Origin of the sequence: Panacagrimonas sp., from assembly GCF_965216805.1 — a bacterium.
Lineage (GTDB): Bacteria > Pseudomonadota > Gammaproteobacteria > Nevskiales > Nevskiaceae > Panacagrimonas.
This window is the reverse complement of the sequence record NZ_CBDCGN010000002.1, coordinates 1734827-1753400: the sequence shown is the minus strand read 5'-3', so window position 1 is coordinate 1753400 and position 18574 is coordinate 1734827. Positions and strand designations below refer to the sequence as shown.

The following is an 18574-nucleotide window of genomic DNA, read 5'->3' as shown; positions in this document are numbered from 1 at the left end:
CTGGGCGTGATCTTCAAGCGTGCCGGAACTGACTCGGCGTCACGCCGACCTCGCGATGAAAATATTCGGTGAAGTGAGCCTGACTGGAGAATCCGCAGCGCAGCGCAATCTCGGCCAGCGGCAGGCGGGTGTTGCGCAGCAGTTCGCGCGCCCGGGCCAGGCGTCGCTGGGTGAGGTAGCGATGCGCCGACGAGCCGGTGGCCTGACGGAATGCGGCGGAGAAATAGGCACGACTCAGGCGCGCCTCGTCGGCCAGCGCCTGCAGCGACACCCCGGTTTCGATGCAGGATTCCAGGCGTTCCAGCACGCGTCGCAACAGCGGAGCGGACAATCCGCCGCGCCGGTTGGGCTTGGGAATGGATGCGCCTGCGCATTCGCGCAGCAGGTGCAGGGCCATGCAGTCGGACACCGAGTCGGCATACAGCGTGCCGTGCTGCTGCGGCTGACGCAGCTCGCTTTCCAGCGCCGCGATGGCCGAAATCAGCAGCGGGTCCTGTACGCCGCAACGAAACCGGATGGACGAGGTCGACGAGCCGACTCCCTCAACCGCGGAGAAGAAACGCGAACCCAGGTGCACCGAGCGCGAATGCACTTCGCCGCGGATGTCCCAGCCGATGCGCGTGGCTGGCGGAATGATGGTCACCAGGCCGGGATGGGTCTGCCGGTCCCACTTGCCGCCCACCCGCACCGGCACCGTCTGCGCGCCACCGACGTGATAGACGATGACCGGCTCCTCGAACGGCTCGAACGCGGCCTCCTGACACTGCCCACGCCAGGCGTAGAGCGCCAAGCTGTTCCAACCGGCCGATTCGCTCGACAGTTCCGGGGCAAAACCGACCGAGCGGACGATGGCGCGACCCGAGGCGGCGAAGCGTCCGGGCGGCGATGCGGTGATCGGCGGTGAAGATGGTTGCATGTCTCCTCGCTTTCGCCCGAACCTGCTTTGGGTTCAGGACGATACGTCTGTCTACACCTCCCGGGCGGCGGCGGCAAGACCGCGCCCGTATTCCATCCGCGAAAGACGTGCGTAGTCGAATTCGAAAACGGCGCGACGATTTCGAAAGACCCGCAGGCGCCGGCGATCTTGAATGGGGCTTCCCTACCTGATCCTGGAGGCTCGAAATGACCCCCAACCTCGGCCGCCCGCTGCCCGCCGACGAGTTGCTGCACCACCAGACCGCGAACCTGATGGGACGCGTCAACGAGTCCGACCTCGGCTGGACCGAGAAGATCTGGTTCTCGATACCGAAGAAGGACGGCTCGATCCAGATCGATTTCGGTCTGGGCAAGTACCAGAACCGCAACATCTTCGACGGCTTTGGCGGCATCTCCCGCGGACGCCAGCAGTGGACGGTGCGCGGCTCGCGCCTGCTGTCTAGCGACCCGGTGACGATGGGCGTCGGTCCGCTGAGCTACGAGATCGTCGAGCCGCTCAAGAAGCTGCGCGTGCGCCTGGACGAGAACGACGTCCAGCCGGTGGCGTTCGAGGTGGAGTTCTCGGCGCTCAACCCGCCGTTCTGCGAGGACCGTCATCTGCAGCACGACGAGCACGGCTATCGCGCGGTATCCGACATCGTGCGCTACCACCAGGCCGGCACAGTCAAGGGCTGGCTGTCGGTGGAGGGCAAGAAGCAGGACGTGACCACCCGCGACTGGATCGCGTTCCGCGACCACTCCTGGGGCGTGCGCCTCGACGTCGGCGCCTCGCCGGTGGACCTCAAGCCCGCGCGCGACTGGGGCGACAAGGACATGGCGCACATGGACTTCCTGCTCAACTGGTCGCCGATGTTCATGGAGCGACCCGACGGCGAGCGCTACGAGTACCACTTCTATCTGCAGATGCGCGATCGCAAGCCCTTCTATTTCTCAGGCTATCGCAACCATCAGGATGGCTCGCAGGAACGCATCGCGCGCATCCGCCCGGAACTCAAGTACGACGACTACACGCGACGCTTGCAGGGCGGTCGCATCCACTTCGACCTGCTCAACGGCGAGAACCGCACGGTCGAGGTCGAGGTGATGGGCGAGAGCGGCTTTCACCTGGGCTGCGCGCTGTATCTGGGTCTGGACGGCAAGAAGCACGGCATGTATCGCGGCGACCTGTTCCTGGACGGCGAGCACGTGCCCGACACCCTGGACCGCAAAACCCTGGAACGCATTCATCAGGTGCGCGACTGCGTGATCCGACTGCGCGAGGGCGACGCCACCGGCTACGGCATCTTCGAGTCGGAGGTCGTGGGCGAATGGCCGGAGTACGGGCTGACGCGCGAGAACTCGTTCATCTGAGGCGACCATGTCGCGCGATCTGGAGCAGATGACCCGTGGCCTGCGCGGCTATCTCAAGGATGGCGCGCAGATCACGCGCATCGTGGCGCTGTCCACCGGCCATTCCAACGAGACCTACCTGATCGAGGGCCTGGACCGCGTCCTGCGCATGCCGCCCTCGGAAGAAGGCCTGCTGCCGCCCTACGACATGGCGCAGCAGCACGCCATCCTCGACGCGGTCGGCCAGGCGGCCGACGGCCCGCCGGTGCCCAGGGTGTACGAGCTGTGCACCGATACCGACGTCATCGGCGATGCCTTCTTCCTCATGCAGCGCTTCGATGGCGAGGCCTTCGATCACGTGGCACCGGACTGGATGAAGCGTGCCGGCGCCGACACGGTCGCTTCCATGTGCAGTCAGTGGGCCGGCGCGGTCTACGCCCTGCACCGGCTGCCCGCGGCGCTGATGCCGCCGGGCTCGCGCAGCGTCGAGCAGGAGATCCGGCACTGGCGCGACGTCGCCGTGCAGGCCGAAAGCGAGCCCGGGCTGATCGAACTGCTCGATGAGCTGCTCAAACATCCGCCCGCCGCGTCGGGGCCGATGACGCCGGTGCATGGCGATCCCAAGCAGGGCAACTGCCTGTGGCGCGGCCCGCAGCTGCAGGCCCTGCTGGACTGGGAGATGGCCGGCGTCGGCGAACCGCTCACCGATCTCGGCTACATGCTGCAGTTCTACGACCAGGGCGAGGTGTCTTTTGCCAACGCCGGCTTCGAGCTGGACGGTTGGTGGTCGCGAGCGCGGGTGATCGACCAATGGCAGCACGCCACCCATCGGGTGGCCCGCGATATGCGCCGCTATGAAGCGCTTGCCCTATGCAAGGTCACCGCCATCATCGCGCTAGGATTCCACCTGTCGCGCACCGGCCGCGCCACCGACCCGCGCTTTGCGAGCTGGGGCGCGGTGGTGCCGCTGTATCTGGACCTCGCCAGGCGTCGCGTCGCGATGCCTTGACGGGGTCAACACAACGACGCCGACCCGATTCGGCAGGAGGAGCAGGCAATGAACATGGCATGGGCGGATCGCTGGCTGAATCAGACCTTCAACCGCTGCGACCTCGAAGGACTGCGCAAGATGTATCACCCGCAGGTGCGCTTCGCGGACGTACCGCTGGGACTGGACCTCAATGGCTGGGACGCGGTGGCCGGCTTCCTCGGCGGTTTCTTCGTGCCCGCCGCGGGCAGCCACCCGTTCATCCCCAGCGCCTACCTGGGTAACGAGCGCGAAGGCGTGGTCGAGTGGACCTGGCAGGGCGTGATGGGCGAACTCGACCTGTTCTCGGTCGGCCAGGCCACGCCGGGCAAACGCTTCAGCGTGCGCGGCAACTCGGTCTTCCGCTTCGACGCCGACGGACTGGTCGTCGAAGAACGCGACTACTGGGACCTGCTCACCGTACAGAACCAGCTACGGACCGCCGGCTGAAGCCGGCTCACGTTGCCAAGCGGAGAAACGCCATGAATGCACCCACCCCCCAACTGGTCGCCGACGTCGAGTCCTTCTACGCCGAATACGATCATCTCGACACGCCGCTGGGGCCGGACGGCACGCCCTTCGCCTATTACGAAGCCTTTCGCGATGCTGCGCTGGCGGCCGACCGCCCGGTGGGCTGGAGCGAAAAGCATGGCGGCTTCTGGGTGGTGACCAGTTACGCCGACTGCGAGCGCATCGACCGCGACGCCGAGAATTTCTCCAACGACGGCATCATCTTCCCCAAGTACGCCGTTACCGAGCCGCTGATGCTGGCCGAGCAGGACGAGCCGGAACACATGCGCGCCCGGCGTCTGGTGAATCTGGCCTTCATGCCGCGCAGCGTCACCGCCCTGAGCGACGCCATCCATACTGCGGTGCATGAGCTGATGGACGGCTTCATCGAAAGCGGCCGCGCCGATGTCGGCCGCATCCTGGCCGATCCGGTGCCGTCGATACTCACCGCGGTGATGCTGGGCTTTCCGCCCGAAGACGGTCCGATGTTCGATAGCTGGACCACCGCACTCACCCACGAATTCATCAACGATCGCGCCGCGGCGATCCCGAAGATCGAGCAGATGTACGCGTACTTCGAGCGCAATATCGAGCGCCGCAAGAAGGAGCCCGGCGACGACATCCTGTCGCAGGTCATCAATTCCGAAGTCAACGGCGAGCGCCTGAGTCACAAGGAACTGCTGGGTTTTTCGACGGTGCTGCTGATCGGCGGCATCGAGAACTCGGCCAAGCTCATCGGCACCTCGTTGTGGCGCCTGGGCTGGGACGTGGAGCTGCGCCGACGCCTGGTACGCACGCCGGCGATGATGAACACCGCAGTGGACGAATTCCTGCGCTACTACACGCCCGCGCCCATCGGCCGCACCGTGCGCCGCGAAGTGACCATCGGTGGCTGCACGATGAAGCCCGGTCAGCAGGTGATGATCAACCTGCCGGTGGCCAATCGCGATCCGCGCACCTTCCCGCATCCCGACGTCTTCATTCCGGATCGCGAGCGCAACAAGCATCTGGCACTGGGCACCGGTCTGCACGTATGCCTGGGCCAGCACCTGATCCGCATGGAAGCGCGGGTGGTGCTCAACGAGTTCCTGTCGCGCATCCCCGACTACCACATCGACATGGACGCACCGCGCTTCTGGACCAAGGGCCAGGTGCAAGGCATGTCGCGCGTGCCCATCGTGTTCGAACCGGGCAAGCCGCGGCTGGCCACTCGCGGAGCCGGCGTCGATGCCTGGCTGCGCCATGCCGAACGTCCCTGAGCGCACCTAGCCCCATGATCAAGATCGTTTTCGTCGATCCCACCGGCAAACAGCACGCCGTCGAGGCCAGCGCCGGTCAGAGCCTGATGCAGGTGGCCGTCGATGCCCTGGTGCCCGGCATCGAGGCCTCCTGCGGCGGCAACTGCATCTGCGCCACCTGTCATTGCCACGTGGACCCGCAGTGGTATGGGCGCCTGGCGCCACCGGACGTGCTGGAGCAAGACATGCTGGCCTGCACCAACGAGGTCCAGCCCACCAGCCGCCTGAGCTGCCAGGTGCCGCTGACCGAAGCGCTCGATGGCTTGATCGTGCACATCGCCGCGTCACAGCATTGACCGGCGCGGAAATTGGAGATCTGATCCGCCGCGCCGCCATCCGGTACGGCGACGACATCGCCCTGGTCGACGCCCGGCGCTCGCTGAGTTTCAAGCAGTTCGACGAAGCCACCGACAAGGTCGGCCATGGCCTGCTCGCCGCCGGACTCAAGCCCGGCGATCACGTCGCCGTGCTGCTGCCGCAGAACAGCGAGTCGGTCATCGCCTACTACGCGCTGGCCAAGGCCGGCCTGGTGCGCGTGGCGCTGAACCCGCGCGAGACCCGCGCCGATCACGAATACAAGATCCAGGACTCGGGTGCGGTTGCCTTGTTGCGTGAAGCCGGCGAAGGCCCGCAAGCCGAGCGCGTCGTCACCCTCGATGCGCTGCGCAAGATGGAACAAAGCGCACACGGCGGGCCGTGCCGCGTCGCCCGCGAACTCGACGACCTGTATCGCCTGGCCTACACCGGTGGCACCACCGGCAAGCCCAAGGGCGTGATGCTGACGACCAACATCGAGATTGCCGAGATCAGCAATTTCCTGATCGACGTGCTGCCCGACATCCGCCGTGGCGACACCATGCTGCACGGCGCGCCGGTGACGCACGGCAGCGGCGGCTATCTGCTGCCGCACCTGCTGCGCGGCGCGCGCAACGTGATCCTGTCGAAGTTCGATCCGGAATCGTTTGTCGAGGCACTGGACCGCGAGCGTGCCACTGCCACGTTCCTGGTGCCGACCATGATCTCCATGCTGCTCGACCAGCCCAGCCTGGCGCGCAGGAAGCTTGCGCTGCGACGGCTGGTCTACGGCGCGGCGCCGATTGCGCCGACGGTGCTGCAACGCGGGCTCGACATGCTGGGCCCGGTGTTCGTGCAGATCTACGGCCAGGCCGAGGCGCCGATGTGCATCACCTGCCTGCAGCCGGAGGATCATGATCGGCTGGGTTCGGCGGGCCGCGCCTACTCCCTGGTCGGCGTGCGTATCGGCGACGAGGACGGCCGTGAACTGCCGGCAGGCGAAACCGGCGAAGTGCTGGCGCGTGGGCCTTGCGTGATGAAGGGCTACTGGCAGCGTCCGCAGGACAGCGCCGAGAAGTTCACCGCCGATGGCTGGCTGCGTACCGGCGACATGGGTTATCTGGACGCGGACGGCTTCCTCTACCTGGTCGATCGCAAGAACGACCTGATCATCAGCGGCGGCTTCAACGTCTACCCGCGTGAGGTCGAAGATGTCCTGCTCGCGCACCCGGCAATTGCCGAGGCGGCCGTCGTCGGTCTGCCCGACGAGCGCTGGGGTGATCGCGTGCATGCGGTGATCGCACTGCGCAGCGCGTTGAGCGAAGCCGAGGTGCTGGCGTTCTGCACCGAACGCCTGGCCGGCTACAAGCGCCCGCGTGGGGTGAGCGTGTTCGCCGATCTGCCGAAAAGCCCGGTCGGGAAAATTCTGCGGCGCGAAGCACGCCGCATCGTCATCGAGGGAACGAAATCATGAGCGTTCAAACGCCCGCGGCCCGCGCAGCCCGAATGCAGCGCAGCGAAATCCGGGGTCCAGGCCGACCTCTAAAGCGCCCCGGATTTCGGCGATGAAGCCGCCTTCATCCAGGCTACGGCGAGTCGGAGACCATCGATGCCATTGAGTGAAGAAGAACTGCTGCAGGTCCTGGAGATGTTCCAGAAATCCGGTTGGCAGGACATGCAATTGCGCAGCGGCTCACGCAGTCTGGTGGTGTCGAAGAGCGGCCGGGCACCTGCGGCGGCGCGACCGGCAACGGCGTCGCCCGCACCTGCGCTGAGCACGCCGCAGACGGCTGCCGCACAACCGGCAGCGGCGGTGACCGTGGTGGCGTCCGCAGCGGGCGAGCGCTTCGACCCCAACTGGACCGCGGTCAAGGCGCCCATGCTCGGCACCTTCTACGCCGCGCCCAAGCCGGGCGCCGCGCCCTTCGTCACCGTCGGACAGGCGGTGACGGCAGACGACACCGTGGGAATTCTTGAAGTGATGAAGCTGATGAACTATCTCAAGGCCGGCGTCGCCGGTCGCATTGCACGGCTGTGCGTGGGCAACGGCGATCTGGCCGAGTTCGACCAGGTGCTGCTGTATATCGAACCCTTGCCGGAGAAAACGCCATGAGTCGCACCATTCGCTTCGTCGATCAGACCCTGCGCGACGGCCAACAGAGCTGGTGGGGGATGCGTATGCCCTTTGCCATCTCGATGGCACTGGCGCCCGACCTCGACAGCGCCGGCTACGACGAGCTCGACATCACCGGCTCGTCGCTGTTCGAGATCCAGGTCAAGCATTGCAAGGAAGATCCCTGGGAGAACCTGCGGCTGCTGTCGGCGGCGATGCCCAAAACCAAGCTGCGCGCGGGCACGCGCTCCAATGGCATCGTCACCTTCAACCTCACGCCGGATGCGGTGATGGATCTGTGGGTGCAGCGCCTGGCTGCCAACGGCATCCGCAGCCTGTGGATCTACGACGGCCTGTTCAACGTGGACAAGATCGCGCGGCTGGCCAAGGTCGCCAAGCGTGCCGGCTGCGAAGCGGTGCCGACCATGCTGTTCAGCTCCAGCCCTTACCACACCGACGCCTACTACGCGGAGCGCGCCAAGGAACTGGCTGCGCTGGACGTCGACGGCATCGAGATCGAGGACGCCAGCGGCGTGCTCACCCCGGAGCGCACGCGCAGCCTGTGCAAGGTGGTGAAGAAAGCCATCGGCAGGAAGCGCCTGGAACTGCACTTCCACAACAACACCGGTCTGGCGCCGCTGAACTACATCGCCGGCATCGAGCAGGGCGCGGACACCATCCACACCATCTGCCGGCCGCTGGCCAATGGCGTGGCGCACCCGTCCACCGAGGCGATGCTGCGCAACATCCAGTGCAAGGGCTGGGGCTCGCGCGTGAGCCTGCCGACGGTCGAACGCATCTCTTCCATGCTCAAGGCCATTGCCGAGCAGGAGGGTCTGCCCATCGGCCAACCGGCGGAGTACGACCTGTTCCACTACGAGCACCAGTTACCGGGCGGCATGACCGGCACCTTGAAGAACCAGCTCAAGGATCGCGGCATCGAGGCCAGTCTGCCGGCCATCCTGGAAGAGATCGCCACCATCCGCCACGAACTCGGCTACCCGGTGATGGCCACGCCGTTTTCGCAGCTCATCGGCACCCAGGCGGTGATGAACCTGATGACCCCCGGCGAGCGCTACAAGTTTGCGCCGGACGAGATCATCACCTACGTGCTCGGCCACTACGGCAAACCCGTCGGGCCGCTCGACGAGAACGTGCGTGATCGAATTCTCTCGACGCCGCGGGCGAAAGATTTCATCAACTGGACGCCGCCCCAGCCAAGCCTTGAAGAGCTGCGCAAGGACCTCGGTGGCAATGTCTCCGACGACGAGCTGATCCTGCGCCTGCTGGTGCCGGAGAAGGACATCGCGGCGATGCGTGCCGCCGGGCCATCAAAGCGCGATTACCAGATCCGCGGCCAGCAGAGCGCGTCGGTGGCGTTGATCGAAAAACTGATGAGCCAGTCGGCAGGGACTTACATCGATTTCCAGAGTGAGGATTTTTCGATCACGCTGGAACGGGGTGCGGCATGAGCGGCATTAGCAAGCGCCGCGCCGGCGAAGTCATGGGCGGCGCATTCGTCGCCGATCCGCGGCCCGCGGTGCGGGGCGATCGGGTGTGCGGCGCGCGCTGCGCGGCCTGCGGCTATCCCAGCGCGCCGGCCGCGCCCTGGTGTCCGGCCTGCCAGCATCGCGAACAGCAGCCCGCAGAATTCGGGCCCGGCGCCACCGTGTGGTCTTCGACCCTCGTACACATTCCGGTTGGCCGCTGGAAGCCGCCGTACGCGCTTGCCTACATCGATCTGGATGACGGGCCGCGTGTGCTCGCGCACTTGCAGCAGGCCGAGAGCCTGTCGATGGGCGCCCGCGTGCGCATCGGCGGCGGCGATGAAGGTGGGGACTTGATCGTGACAGCGGAGGCCCAGTCATGAACGCACGACACGAGGTGGTGATCCGCGGCGTCGGCACCTCGGATTACGGACGCTTTCCCGAACGCCGGGTGGAGTCATTGGCCTGGGACGCGATCCTCGAAGCGATGCAGGACGCGGGTGCAGAGACCGGCGAGATCGAGGCGGTGTTCGTCGGCAGCGTGTTCGGCCCGCCGGGTATCGCCACCCGCACCCTGCGCGGCATCGGCATCGGCGGCGTGCCGGTGCTGACCATCGAAGCGGCCTGCGCCAGCGGCACCGCGGCCTATCACGAGGCGGTCGAGGCGGTCGCACTCGGCCGCTATTCCTGCGTGCTGGTGTTTGGCATCGAGCATCTGTCCTCGCTGTTCACCAGCGGCGCCATCGTGCCCGAGGCCAGCGACTGCGAGGGTCGTGCAGGCCTGCCGCTGCCGGGTCTGTACGCCCTGCAGGCGCAGCGCTACATCGAGCAGTACAACGCCACCGCCGAACAGATCGCCGATGTCGCGGTGAAGAACAAGGCCAACGGTCTGCGCAATCCACGCGCGCAACTGCGCGCCAGCGCACCGACCCTGGAACAGGTGATGTCCTCGCGCAAGATCGCCGATCCGCTCACCTTCCTGCAGTGCTGCCCGGTCAGCGACGGCGCCGGCGCCGCGATCGTCGGACGGCCCAAGGGTCGCCGCGGCGAGGTGCGCGTGCTGGCCTCGGCACTGGCCTCGGGCGGGCTGTGGGACCATCGCTCCACCGACTTCTGGGGCGAGGCGCCGGTGCGCCGCGCCGCCGATGCCGCCTATGCGCAGAGCGGCGTTCGCCCCTCCGAAGTCGATGTGCTGGAAGTGCACGACTCCTTCACCATCGGCGAGATCCTGACCCTGGAATCACTGCGTCTGTGCCAACCCGGCGAAGGGGCTCAACTGGCGCCGAGCGGTCATACCCGTATGGGCGGCGCGCAGCCGGTCAATCCCAGCGGCGGCCTGCTGTCGCGGGGTCATCCGCTCGGCGCCACCGGCACTGCGCAGATCGCCGAGATCGTCTGGCAGTTGCGCGGCACCGCGGGGGACCGTCAGGTGCCCGACGCCCGCATCGGCATGGTGGAGACCATGGGCGGCGGTGCCGCCGGCATGGAGGGCAATGCGTCGGTGGTGAGCTTGCTGGCGCTACACGGCTAAATTATACGCAGATTGCGTATACTTGCAGGCATGAAAGCGGTCTTTGTGGAGTTGCCTGCCTTCGCGCGTTTTCGGGCCGATTATCTGGATGACGCCGGGTTCGCCGCGCTGCAACAGCGGCTGATGTCTGCGCCAGAGGCCGGTGATGTGATTGAGGACACCGGTGGTCTGCGCAAGCTGCGGTTTGCGGATGTCCGGCGGGGCAAAGGCAAGCGTGGTGGCCTGCGGGTGATTTATTTCTGGTGGTCCGCCGGGCACCAGTTCTGGCTGTTCACGCTTTATGGCAAACACGAGGCAGCCGATCTGACGGCCGAGCAGCGCGCAGCGGTGCGCAAGCTGCTCAAACGGGAACTGAGCGCGCGGAGAAAGTCATGAGCAAGGCCAAACGGAATGTTTTCGGGGAAGTCGTCGAGGGATTCGATGCCCTCAAGGCGGTGCGCGCCAACAAGGTGACGCTGCGCACTCACACGATGGAGCCGGAGCCCGCGCCGGAGGTGACGGCGCGCGAACTGATAGCGCTGCGCAAGCGGCTGAACCTGTCGCAAGCGGTGCTGGCGGCGCGTCTGCGCACCAATCCGCGCACCCTGGAAAATTGGGAGCAAGGGCGCGCGCGGCCCAACGCGCAGGCGGCGTTGCTGATCCGCCTGGTGGATCGCTACCCGGAAACGATGGATCGGCTGGCGGCGGTGTAGCCACTGTTGCGCTTGGCAAGTGCAAGACCCTGGCGTCGCCCGGGGACTCCTTACTCTCACAAGCCTTCCCAACTGCTGCCCGGCTGATCGCACCGCGTTCGGCCATACCGTACTATTGACAGTGTTTAATATACGCTGTTAAATTATTCCATGCCCCGCCCCCAACTCACCGCAGACGAAGTCGGCCACGTGCGCAAACGACTCACCGCGCACGCCTTGGACCTGTACCTGCAGGAAGGGCTGGACGCGGTGTCGCTGCGGCGCCTGGCCGACGCCGCCGGCACCAGCCACACCCTGCCCTACCGCTACTTCGCCAACAAGGAAGCGGTGCTGGTGGCGCTGCGGGTGGAATGCACCGAGCGCTTCGAGCGCTTCGTGCGCGGCCGCGAAAAAGCCGCCGCGGCGCCCTTGCTGCGGATACGACAGATCGCCACCGCCTACGTCGCCTACGTCGAAGCACATCCCGGCGAATACCAGATGATTTTCGCCATGGGTCAGCCTTCGCCCGCCCAGTACCCCGAGCTGCTGGCGGCGCGACAAGGCCTGTTCGATCACGCGGTGGAGGTGATTCAGCAGGCAATCGACCTGGGCCAGTTGCAGGGTGACGCGCTGGAACTGGCGCACCTGTTCTGGGTGTCGCTGCACGGGCTGATCACGCTGCACGTCGCCGGCCAACTGGTGCACGGCCGCAAGCTGGGTGAGCTGGTCGAACCGCTGGTGCAGCGCATGCTCACCGGCGCCCCCACGGCCGGTGCGCCCGGCAAGCGCAGGAAGGCCGCATGACCCCTGCCCTGATCCCTTTGCCAGGCCCCTTTCCGCAAGCGGAAATCGCCATGAGCAACGCCCCCGTTTCTCTGGCTGCCCTGGGCCCAGCGCAGAAAGCAGAGTTCAAGCGCCTCACCTCGGCGCCGCGCCTGTCCTGGCCCACCATCGCGATCTGGCTGATGGTGATGACGGTCTACATCGGCTCCGACGTGCTTGCGTTCATGGGGTTACTACCGTTGTGGGTGGCCATGCTGATCAACTGCGTGATCGGCTACTACGCCTTTACCGTGGTGCATGACTCGATTCACCGCGCCATTTCCACCAACACCCGCGTCAACGACTGGATTGGCCAGAGCGCGGTACTGCTGGGCGCGCCCTACGTGGATCTGCGCCTGTTCCGCTGGGCGCACATTCTTCATCACCGTTTCACCACCGGGCCGAAAGATCCGGACATCGTGCTGCACGGCGCCTGGTGGACCCTGCCGTTGCGCTGGCTGGTGATCGACGTGCTGTACCTGATCCACACGCTCAGACACGGTGACAAGGTGTCCGGTCCTTACCTGCGATCTTCGCTGTGGATGGCGGCATTCACCGCGCTGGTGTTCGGCGCACTGATCGCCACCGGCTACGGCTGGCACGTGCTGATGCTGTGGTTCATCCCTTCGCGGGTGATCTTCCTGACCCTGGGTTTCAGTTTTTTCTGGCTGCCGCACGTTCCGCACGATACGCGCCAGGAGGACAACCTCACCCGCGCCACCGCAGTACGCATCGGACATGAATGGCTGCTCGGTCCGCTATTGCAGAACCAGAACTATCACCTGATCCATCACCTGTATCCGATGACGCCGTTCTACAACAACCGCAAGGTGTGGCAGCTCATCGAAGGGCAGTTGCGCCAGCGCGAACTCGCGGTGCAGCACGGTTTTGACCTTCACCCGACCATCTACGCCGCGCCGCGATCCTGAGCGCGTGCAGGCAGGAGCGATCACCATGCCGCCCATACCCGACCCCAAACGCTATCGCTGCCGCTACTGCTCGCACGTCTACGACGAAGCGCTGGGCGATCCTGACAGCGGCATTGCGCCCGGCACCCGCTTTGCCGACATCCCCGAAAACTGGATCTGCCCGGAATGCGGCGCCGCCAAGTCGGACTACGATCTCGACGAATAAACGCCGGGCAGTAAAAAGGGAGGACGAAGACCTGCAGGTCCCCGCCCTCCCTTGGCATCAAGCGCTCAGGCGGCCGCGTCCTTGAGCTTCTTCAGCGGTCGCACCTTGACCTTCAGCGACGCCGGCTTGGCCGCAAACATCTGCTCCTGCCCGGTGAAGCGGTTGATGCCCTTGCGCTTGGGCTTGGCCGGCACCTTGATCACATTGATCTTCAGGTAACCCGGCAGCACGAACGAGCCGGCGCCTTTCTTGCTCACCGACGAGGCGATCGCGGCCTCCAGTGCAGCCATGACCTTGCGCACGGCCTTGGCGTCGACGCCGCTGGCGTCGGCCAGGTAAGCGGCCAGACCGGTCTTGTTGAGGGTCTCCTTGATGGGCTTGGGTGCTGCGGCCTTGGCCGGCGCGGCCTTGGCCTTGGTTGCGGGAGCTTTCTTTGCGACTGCTTTCTTAGTTGCCATTTATCGAAACGCCGGTGGTGGATGATCCGGATATGTTACCCGCGCGAGCGCTGAATGGCTTCCCGCCCTTGAAAAGAAGGCCCCGGTGCCCCGCGGTTCGATTCCGTGTGTGCGATATCGAACATATGTAAGGTAGCGGAATTCCGTATCGTCTCGGGGCCGCATTTCGATCCAACTTCATTTCGGCCCAATCCGGGGTTTGCATGTCCGCACTAATTTCCCCGCTGAAAAACCAACTCCTGGCGGCGCTGCCGGAAGAGGTCAAACACCGCTTGTTCCCTGATCTCGAGCTGATCTCGCTGCCCCTGGGCAAGGTCTTGTACGAGTCCGGCGACACGCTGCGCCACGTGTACTTCCCTACAGACTCCATCGTGTCGCTGCTGTACGTGATGGAGAACGGCGCGTCGGCGGAGATCTCGGTAGTGGGCAACGAGGGCCTGATCGGGGTTTCGCTGTTCATGGGCGGAGAGTCGACACCCAGCCGCGCCGTCGTGCAGAGCGCAGGTTCCGCGTATCGCCTGCCTGGACAACGACTCAAGGACGAGTTCAACCGTCACGGCGAAATGCTGGTGCTGATGCTGCGCTACACCCAGGCACTGATCACCCAGATGGCGCAGACCGCCGTGTGCAACCGCCATCACACCATCGACCAGCAACTGTGCCGCTGGCTGTTGCTGTCGCTGGACCGGTTATCCAGCAACCGTCTGACCATGACCCAGGAGCTGATCGCCAACATGCTCGGCGTGCGCCGCGAAGGCGTCACCGACGCGGCCGGAAAGCTGCAGAAGCTCGGCGCGATCAGCTACAACCGCGGCCAGATCACGGTGCTCGACCGCCCGCGACTGGAAGCGCTGACCTGCGAGTGCTACGCCGTGGTCAAAAAAGAAGAGGACCGCCTGCTCGCCCGTACGGCTGCGGCTGCGCTTGCGCCCGGCAGGCCTGCCTGACAGAGCGGCCTGATCGTCGGGGCAGCACGCCAAAAAAAAGCGCCGCGCGCTGCCGCAGCAGCCACGCGGCGCTCTGTCAGCCCGGATTATTCGGCCGGCGGGACGACGATAATGGTGTCGCCACCGGTTGCACCGGCCTCGCCCTGCTCGCCGGTATCGCCGGTCGCCCCGGTGTAGCCCGTGCTGCCCTGACTGCCGGTGGAGCCCTTCGACCCGGTATCGCCGGTATCACCCGTGTTGCCGGTGTTGCCTTGATTGCCGGCTTCACCCTGCGGACCAGCCGGGCCTGGCACCGGCACGTTGCGTTCGCAGGCGCCCAGACCCAGGGCCATGACCAGAATTGCGGCGGAGGTTGCAAATTTCATGTTCGTTTCACTCTTCGGTAAAGCGCGCCAGTGCGGCGGCTTGCGCCATTGTGAAGACTCGCGCCGCGTTCCTCTGTTCGCTCGGACACTTAGCAACGACCGGATTCAGCCGTGCGAAAAGATCACCGAAGCGCGCCCACGGGCGAGCCAGCGGCTGCCGACGCGGATCTCGAATTCGTAGAGCCAGCCCCCCGGTCCGCCAACCCTCTGGCGTGCGTCCACGATCAGCTCGTCCTCGATATCGTCGATGCGCTCGACTGCGAGGTGCACCGCGCGCAACGCCGCCAGCATGCCGGGCGCTGCGCTGCCGCCGTGGGCCTGCCGGGCGAGCAGCCCGCCATGCACCGCCGCTGCCTGCGCGCCGTATTCGCACAGGTGCAAGGCAGCGAGCCTGCCGCCGCTGCGCAGCGGATTGAGCGGGTCACGATGACTGGAGGTCGTGCAGCGTACGGTGTGCTGGTCCCAGTCCAGGATCGTGTCGAGCAGACACATGCGCTGTGCATGCGGGATGAGCTCGCGCAGGCTGAAGGCGCCTACGATCTCTGCACTCATGGCACCTGCAACTCCAAATGCAGGCTATGTCCGCCAGCGCCGTCGAGCAGCACCGTTGCGGGTTCGCGACGCGCCAGATGGACCAGCAGGGGAAGCGCGCGTGCGGCCGGGTTGCTCCGGCGCAGGCGCTCCAGCGCGGGATCGGCCATAGCGGTTTCGGCGCATTGCGCAATCGTCTGGAGATGCAAGGCCGCGAGTGATCCGGGCTGGCGGCGCGGCGTGAGGATCAGGGCGACGGCCGCGGTCTGGCTGGTGCCACAAGCGGCCAGCAGGATCGCGGGCGGGCCGACGTCGAAAGCCACCAGCAGGCAGTCGCGATCCTCCGCCTGCACCAGGGCGCTGGCTTCCAGCAGGCCAGCCGCAAAACTCGCATGTCGGGCTGACAAGCTGGTCGACGTCAGCCTGGCGCCCGCGGCAATGCTCCAGTACCCGGCGGCCGAGTTGTGAACCGAGTTGTGAAAATCTGTCGGCGACACCACGCGCTGTGGCTGCGCTAGCGCCAGACACAGCCGATGCACGATATGGGTGTCGCCGTCGGACGACGCGAACACGGTGGCCAGCGCATCCGGCCGCAGGGTGCTGGCGCTCAATGCGTCCTCGGCCACGGCAAAGGCGAGGCGTACTGCCAGCGGCGAACGGCGACGCTCAATGGCAGGCAATCTTTGCGGGGGATGCGAGGACAGTTCGGTTGGCAGGTGCGCGCGCTCGCCGCGCAGCACCGGCTGCGCCTGCGTCCAGCCATCGAGTCCCGGCGCGCAGCAGCCGACCGCTTCGATATACAGGGTCATTCCAGGCCGGCTCATCGCTGCACACCGAACAGCAGGCTGCAATTGCTGCCACCGAAGCCGAACGAGTTGGAGATGGCGCTGGCGACGTGTGTGTCGCGGTTCTCCATCAGGATGGCGCCGCGGATCTGCCCATCGCGCTGACGCGTGTTGAGGCTGCGCGGCAGCAGCTCATGTTCAATCACCAGCAGGCTGATCGCAGCCTCGACGATGCCGGCGGCTCCCAGCGTGTGCCCGGTCCAGCCCTTGGTGGAACTGCAGGGCGTGCGTGTACCAAGCAGCGCGCAAACCGCTTTGTCTTCGGCGAGATCATTAGATGGCGTAGCCGTGCCATGCAGATTGACGTAGCCAATGTCTGCAGGCGCCAGTCCCGCACGGTGCAGCGCGGCAATCATCGCGGCGAGCGCTCCGCGCCCGGCGGGATCCGGCGTGGACATGTGATGGGCATCGCTGCTTTCGCCATAGCCCAGCAACGCAAGGCCGGGCGTGTCCGCAAACTCGACGATGGCGAAGCCGGCTGCTTCACCGATGGAGATGCCGGAGCGCTGTGCGTCCGCGGGTCGGCAGATATCGGCCGACAGCAGTTGCAGCGCGTTGAAGCCATACAGCGTGGTCAGACACAGACTGTCGACGCCGCCGACCACCGCTGCGTCGCACAGCCCGCAATGCAGGGCACGATAAGCCGACGCGAAGGCCTTGGCGGAAGACGAGCAGGCGGTGGAAGTGACGTGCGCAATGCCGTCCAGTCGCAGGTGGCGGCGCACGAAATCGCCGCAAGAAAAGATGTTCTGCGTCTTGCCGAAGTCAAAACTATGCGGCAGGTCGTCGCCGATTCCGTGCTCGCGCGCCTGGTACGCCAGTTCGGTCTGGTGTATGCCCGAGGTGCTGGTGCCTAGAAACACACCGACCCGGTGCGCCCCATAACGCCGCCGCAATCGCTCCACCGACTGCAGGAATCCGTCCTGCTGCAGGGCGAGCAGCGCCAGCCGGTTGTTGCGGCAGTCCCAGTCGGCAAGTTCGCCACTGATCGGTGTTGCCAGTCCTGCAACCTGGCCGAGCCAGGTCGCCAGACTGCAGGTTTCGAACGCCACCTCACTCAGGCCCGTGCGCTGCGTGCGCAGCGCCGCCAAGTGCGCCGCCCGGCCCTCGCCCACCGCCGACGTGAGTGTGTAGTCAGTGATCCGCAGCGGTTTCATCGGCCCAGAAATCGTAGAAGTTGAACCAGTTGTATGGCGCGGCCCGCACCTGCGTCTCCAGCCGATCAGCGTAGGCCTGCGCGTAAACCTGCACCGCGGCGCGGCGGGTTGCCCGCGGCAGAACCACCTGTTCGGCCAGGTGCTCGAAGCGGATGCGATAGCGGTTGCCGCCCTGGTAGATGCCAAAGGCCAGTATCACCGGCACCTGCAGCACGCTGGCGAGGATCCACGGGTGCTCCGGCAGATGCGCCGGACGGTTCATGAACTGCACGGCGACCGTGCGTTGCCCGCTGCGCACACGGTCCGCCATCATGCCCAGGAGATCACCCTGGTCGAGTGCCTGCTTGAGCGCCAGCGCCAAGGCGGGCCCGCGCTGCGAGGCGTCGATGACCGCAGCCGCGAGCCCGGGATTGAGTGCCTCCAGCAGCGCAGTCGACATCGCGCCCTGGCTACGGTCGAGAACGATGCGGATCGGAAGCTGGCGCGCCTGGCGGCCGATCACGCGCATTACCTCGAAGCTGCCGAAGTGCGACACCAGGACCAGCACGCCGCGGCCCTGCTGCATCGCCTGGGTCACGACTGCGTGCTGTTCAATCTGCACCGCGAAGTCGTGATGGCGGTCGGCGAGCAGAAAGATGCGGTCGAGCAGCACCGCCGCATAGGTGTACCAATGACGCATCCGCTCGATCCAGCCCGGTTCGCGTCCCAACGCCTGACGCAGGAAGCGCCGCGCCGCGTGTGCCGGCTCGCGGCCGGTCAACAGGAAATACGCAACGATGGGGATCAGCAGCAGGCGCATCAGTGCGCGACCCAGCGTCAGCGCCAGCCAGATTCCCAAGCGCATCGTTCGCGCTGTGCTGCGCTCGGCGCGGCGGCCCGTAGCCTTGGTCAAGAGGGCTTCCTGCAGGCTTCGGCAGAATGCCGTCGCGATTGCTCTAATCGGGTGTAGACCAAACCCGGCAAGAACGGTTTTTGACGCGGATTTCGCGGATCAAAACCGGCAAACCAACGGAATTGAGTGCAGCCGAGGGGCGACTCTCGATCCACTTTCGGCGCAAATCCGCGCTCATTCGCACTCAACCGCGAAATCCGCGTCAGAAATTCGGGTGGCGCTTGTTG

General features: G+C 65.9%; 23 protein-coding genes. 16 read left to right on the top strand and 7 right to left on the bottom strand.

Annotated features, from left to right (window positions below; translation table 11 throughout):
* Positions 1 to 13: 13 nt before the first annotated feature.
* Positions 14 to 916, bottom strand: a complete 903-nt coding sequence (locus ACOOHP_RS08345; protein WP_420465989.1) for a helix-turn-helix domain-containing protein — start codon at positions 914 to 916, stop codon at positions 14 to 16.
* A gap of 206 nt (positions 917 to 1122) precedes the next feature.
* On the opposite strand from ACOOHP_RS08345, the gene ACOOHP_RS08340 reads away from it, so the two are divergent.
* The 15 genes from ACOOHP_RS08340 (at position 1123) to ACOOHP_RS08270 (ending at position 13152) form a co-directional block, all read left to right on the top strand.
* Entirely contained in the window at positions 1123 to 2286 is a 1164-nt protein-coding gene (locus ACOOHP_RS08340) for a hypothetical protein (protein WP_420465988.1), read from the top strand.
* A gap of 7 nt (positions 2287 to 2293) precedes the next feature.
* Entirely contained in the window at positions 2294 to 3274 is a 981-nt protein-coding gene (locus ACOOHP_RS08335) for a phosphotransferase family protein (protein ID WP_420465987.1), read from the top strand.
* A 48-nt stretch (positions 3275 to 3322) separates the two neighbouring features.
* Positions 3323 to 3742, top strand: a complete 420-nt coding sequence (locus ACOOHP_RS08330; protein ID WP_420465986.1) for a nuclear transport factor 2 family protein — start codon at positions 3323 to 3325, stop codon at positions 3740 to 3742.
* Positions 3743 to 3774: 32 nt separating this feature from the next.
* Positions 3775 to 5061: a cytochrome P450 gene (locus ACOOHP_RS08325; RefSeq protein WP_420465985.1), complete on the top strand. Its 1287-nt coding sequence runs from the start codon at positions 3775 to 3777 to the stop codon at positions 5059 to 5061.
* Positions 5062 to 5075: 14 nt separating this feature from the next.
* A complete protein-coding gene (locus tag ACOOHP_RS08320) occupies positions 5076 to 5396 on the top strand; it encodes a 2Fe-2S iron-sulfur cluster-binding protein (protein ID WP_420465984.1) in 321 nt (106 codons plus the stop codon).
* Positions 5393 to 6868 carry a class I adenylate-forming enzyme family protein gene (locus tag ACOOHP_RS08315; protein ID WP_420465983.1) on the top strand — a complete coding sequence of 492 codons (1476 nt, stop codon included), beginning with the start codon at positions 5393 to 5395 and terminating at the stop codon, positions 6866 to 6868. Before ACOOHP_RS08320 ends, ACOOHP_RS08315 begins: the two co-directional genes overlap by 4 nt.
* A gap of 135 nt (positions 6869 to 7003) precedes the next feature.
* Positions 7004 to 7507 (top strand): acetyl-CoA carboxylase biotin carboxyl carrier protein, encoded by a 504-nt coding sequence (gene accB, locus ACOOHP_RS08310; protein ID WP_420465982.1) that lies wholly within the window; start codon positions 7004 to 7006, stop codon positions 7505 to 7507.
* Positions 7504 to 8979: a carboxyltransferase gene (locus ACOOHP_RS08305; protein WP_420465981.1), complete on the top strand. Its 1476-nt coding sequence runs from the start codon at positions 7504 to 7506 to the stop codon at positions 8977 to 8979. Before accB ends, ACOOHP_RS08305 begins: the two co-directional genes overlap by 4 nt.
* Positions 8976 to 9377, top strand: a complete 402-nt coding sequence (locus ACOOHP_RS08300; RefSeq protein WP_420465980.1) for a Zn-ribbon domain-containing OB-fold protein — start codon at positions 8976 to 8978, stop codon at positions 9375 to 9377. Before ACOOHP_RS08305 ends, ACOOHP_RS08300 begins: the two co-directional genes overlap by 4 nt.
* Positions 9374 to 10525, top strand: coding sequence for a thiolase family protein (locus ACOOHP_RS08295; RefSeq protein ID WP_420465979.1), 1152 nt, complete (start codon positions 9374 to 9376; stop codon positions 10523 to 10525). Before ACOOHP_RS08300 ends, ACOOHP_RS08295 begins: the two co-directional genes overlap by 4 nt.
* Before the next feature lie 30 nt (positions 10526 to 10555).
* Positions 10556 to 10900, top strand: a complete 345-nt coding sequence (locus ACOOHP_RS08290) for a toxin (protein ID WP_420465978.1) — start codon at positions 10556 to 10558, stop codon at positions 10898 to 10900.
* Positions 10897 to 11217 carry a helix-turn-helix domain-containing protein gene (locus ACOOHP_RS08285; RefSeq protein ID WP_420465977.1) on the top strand — a complete coding sequence of 107 codons (321 nt, stop codon included), beginning with the start codon at positions 10897 to 10899 and terminating at the stop codon, positions 11215 to 11217. The genes ACOOHP_RS08290 and ACOOHP_RS08285 overlap by 4 nt, the downstream gene beginning before the upstream one ends.
* Before the next feature lie 150 nt (positions 11218 to 11367).
* Positions 11368 to 12000 carry a TetR/AcrR family transcriptional regulator gene (locus ACOOHP_RS08280; protein WP_420465976.1) on the top strand — a complete coding sequence of 211 codons (633 nt, stop codon included), beginning with the start codon at positions 11368 to 11370 and terminating at the stop codon, positions 11998 to 12000.
* 50 nt (positions 12001 to 12050) lie between these two features.
* Positions 12051 to 12947 carry a fatty acid desaturase gene (locus ACOOHP_RS08275; protein WP_420465975.1) on the top strand — a complete coding sequence of 299 codons (897 nt, stop codon included), beginning with the start codon at positions 12051 to 12053 and terminating at the stop codon, positions 12945 to 12947.
* A 25-nt stretch (positions 12948 to 12972) separates the two neighbouring features.
* Positions 12973 to 13152 (top strand): rubredoxin, encoded by a 180-nt coding sequence (locus ACOOHP_RS08270; protein ID WP_420465974.1) that lies wholly within the window; start codon positions 12973 to 12975, stop codon positions 13150 to 13152.
* A gap of 65 nt (positions 13153 to 13217) precedes the next feature.
* Here the strand turns inward: ACOOHP_RS08270 and ACOOHP_RS08265 are convergent, their stop codons facing one another.
* Positions 13218 to 13610 carry an HU family DNA-binding protein gene (locus tag ACOOHP_RS08265; RefSeq protein WP_420465973.1) on the bottom strand — a complete coding sequence of 131 codons (393 nt, stop codon included), beginning with the start codon at positions 13608 to 13610 and terminating at the stop codon, positions 13218 to 13220.
* Positions 13611 to 13813: 203 nt separating this feature from the next.
* On the opposite strand from ACOOHP_RS08265, the gene ACOOHP_RS08260 reads away from it, so the two are divergent.
* Positions 13814 to 14557: a Crp/Fnr family transcriptional regulator gene (locus ACOOHP_RS08260; RefSeq protein WP_420465972.1), complete on the top strand. Its 744-nt coding sequence runs from the start codon at positions 13814 to 13816 to the stop codon at positions 14555 to 14557.
* 86 nt (positions 14558 to 14643) lie between these two features.
* On the opposite strand, the gene ACOOHP_RS08255 is transcribed toward ACOOHP_RS08260, so the two are convergent.
* The 5 genes from ACOOHP_RS08255 to ACOOHP_RS08235 all read right to left on the bottom strand — a co-directional run bounded on the left by ACOOHP_RS08255 (position 14644) and on the right by ACOOHP_RS08235 (position 18347).
* On the bottom strand, positions 14644 to 14922 hold the full coding sequence (locus tag ACOOHP_RS08255; RefSeq protein WP_420465971.1) for a collagen-like protein: 279 nt from the start codon (positions 14920 to 14922) through the stop codon (positions 14644 to 14646).
* 105 nt (positions 14923 to 15027) lie between these two features.
* Positions 15028 to 15474 (bottom strand): phosphotransferase, encoded by a 447-nt coding sequence (locus ACOOHP_RS08250; protein WP_420465970.1) that lies wholly within the window; start codon positions 15472 to 15474, stop codon positions 15028 to 15030.
* Positions 15471 to 16277 (bottom strand): beta-ketoacyl synthase chain length factor, encoded by an 807-nt coding sequence (locus ACOOHP_RS08245; protein WP_420465969.1) that lies wholly within the window; start codon positions 16275 to 16277, stop codon positions 15471 to 15473. Before ACOOHP_RS08245 ends, ACOOHP_RS08250 begins: the two co-directional genes overlap by 4 nt.
* On the bottom strand, positions 16274 to 17455 hold the full coding sequence (locus ACOOHP_RS08240) for a beta-ketoacyl-ACP synthase (protein ID WP_420465968.1): 1182 nt from the start codon (positions 17453 to 17455) through the stop codon (positions 16274 to 16276). The genes ACOOHP_RS08245 and ACOOHP_RS08240 overlap by 4 nt, the downstream gene beginning before the upstream one ends.
* Positions 17433 to 18347 (bottom strand): lipid A biosynthesis acyltransferase, encoded by a 915-nt coding sequence (locus tag ACOOHP_RS08235; protein ID WP_420465967.1) that lies wholly within the window; start codon positions 18345 to 18347, stop codon positions 17433 to 17435. The genes ACOOHP_RS08240 and ACOOHP_RS08235 overlap by 23 nt, the downstream gene beginning before the upstream one ends.
* Positions 18348 to 18574 lie beyond the last annotated feature (227 nt).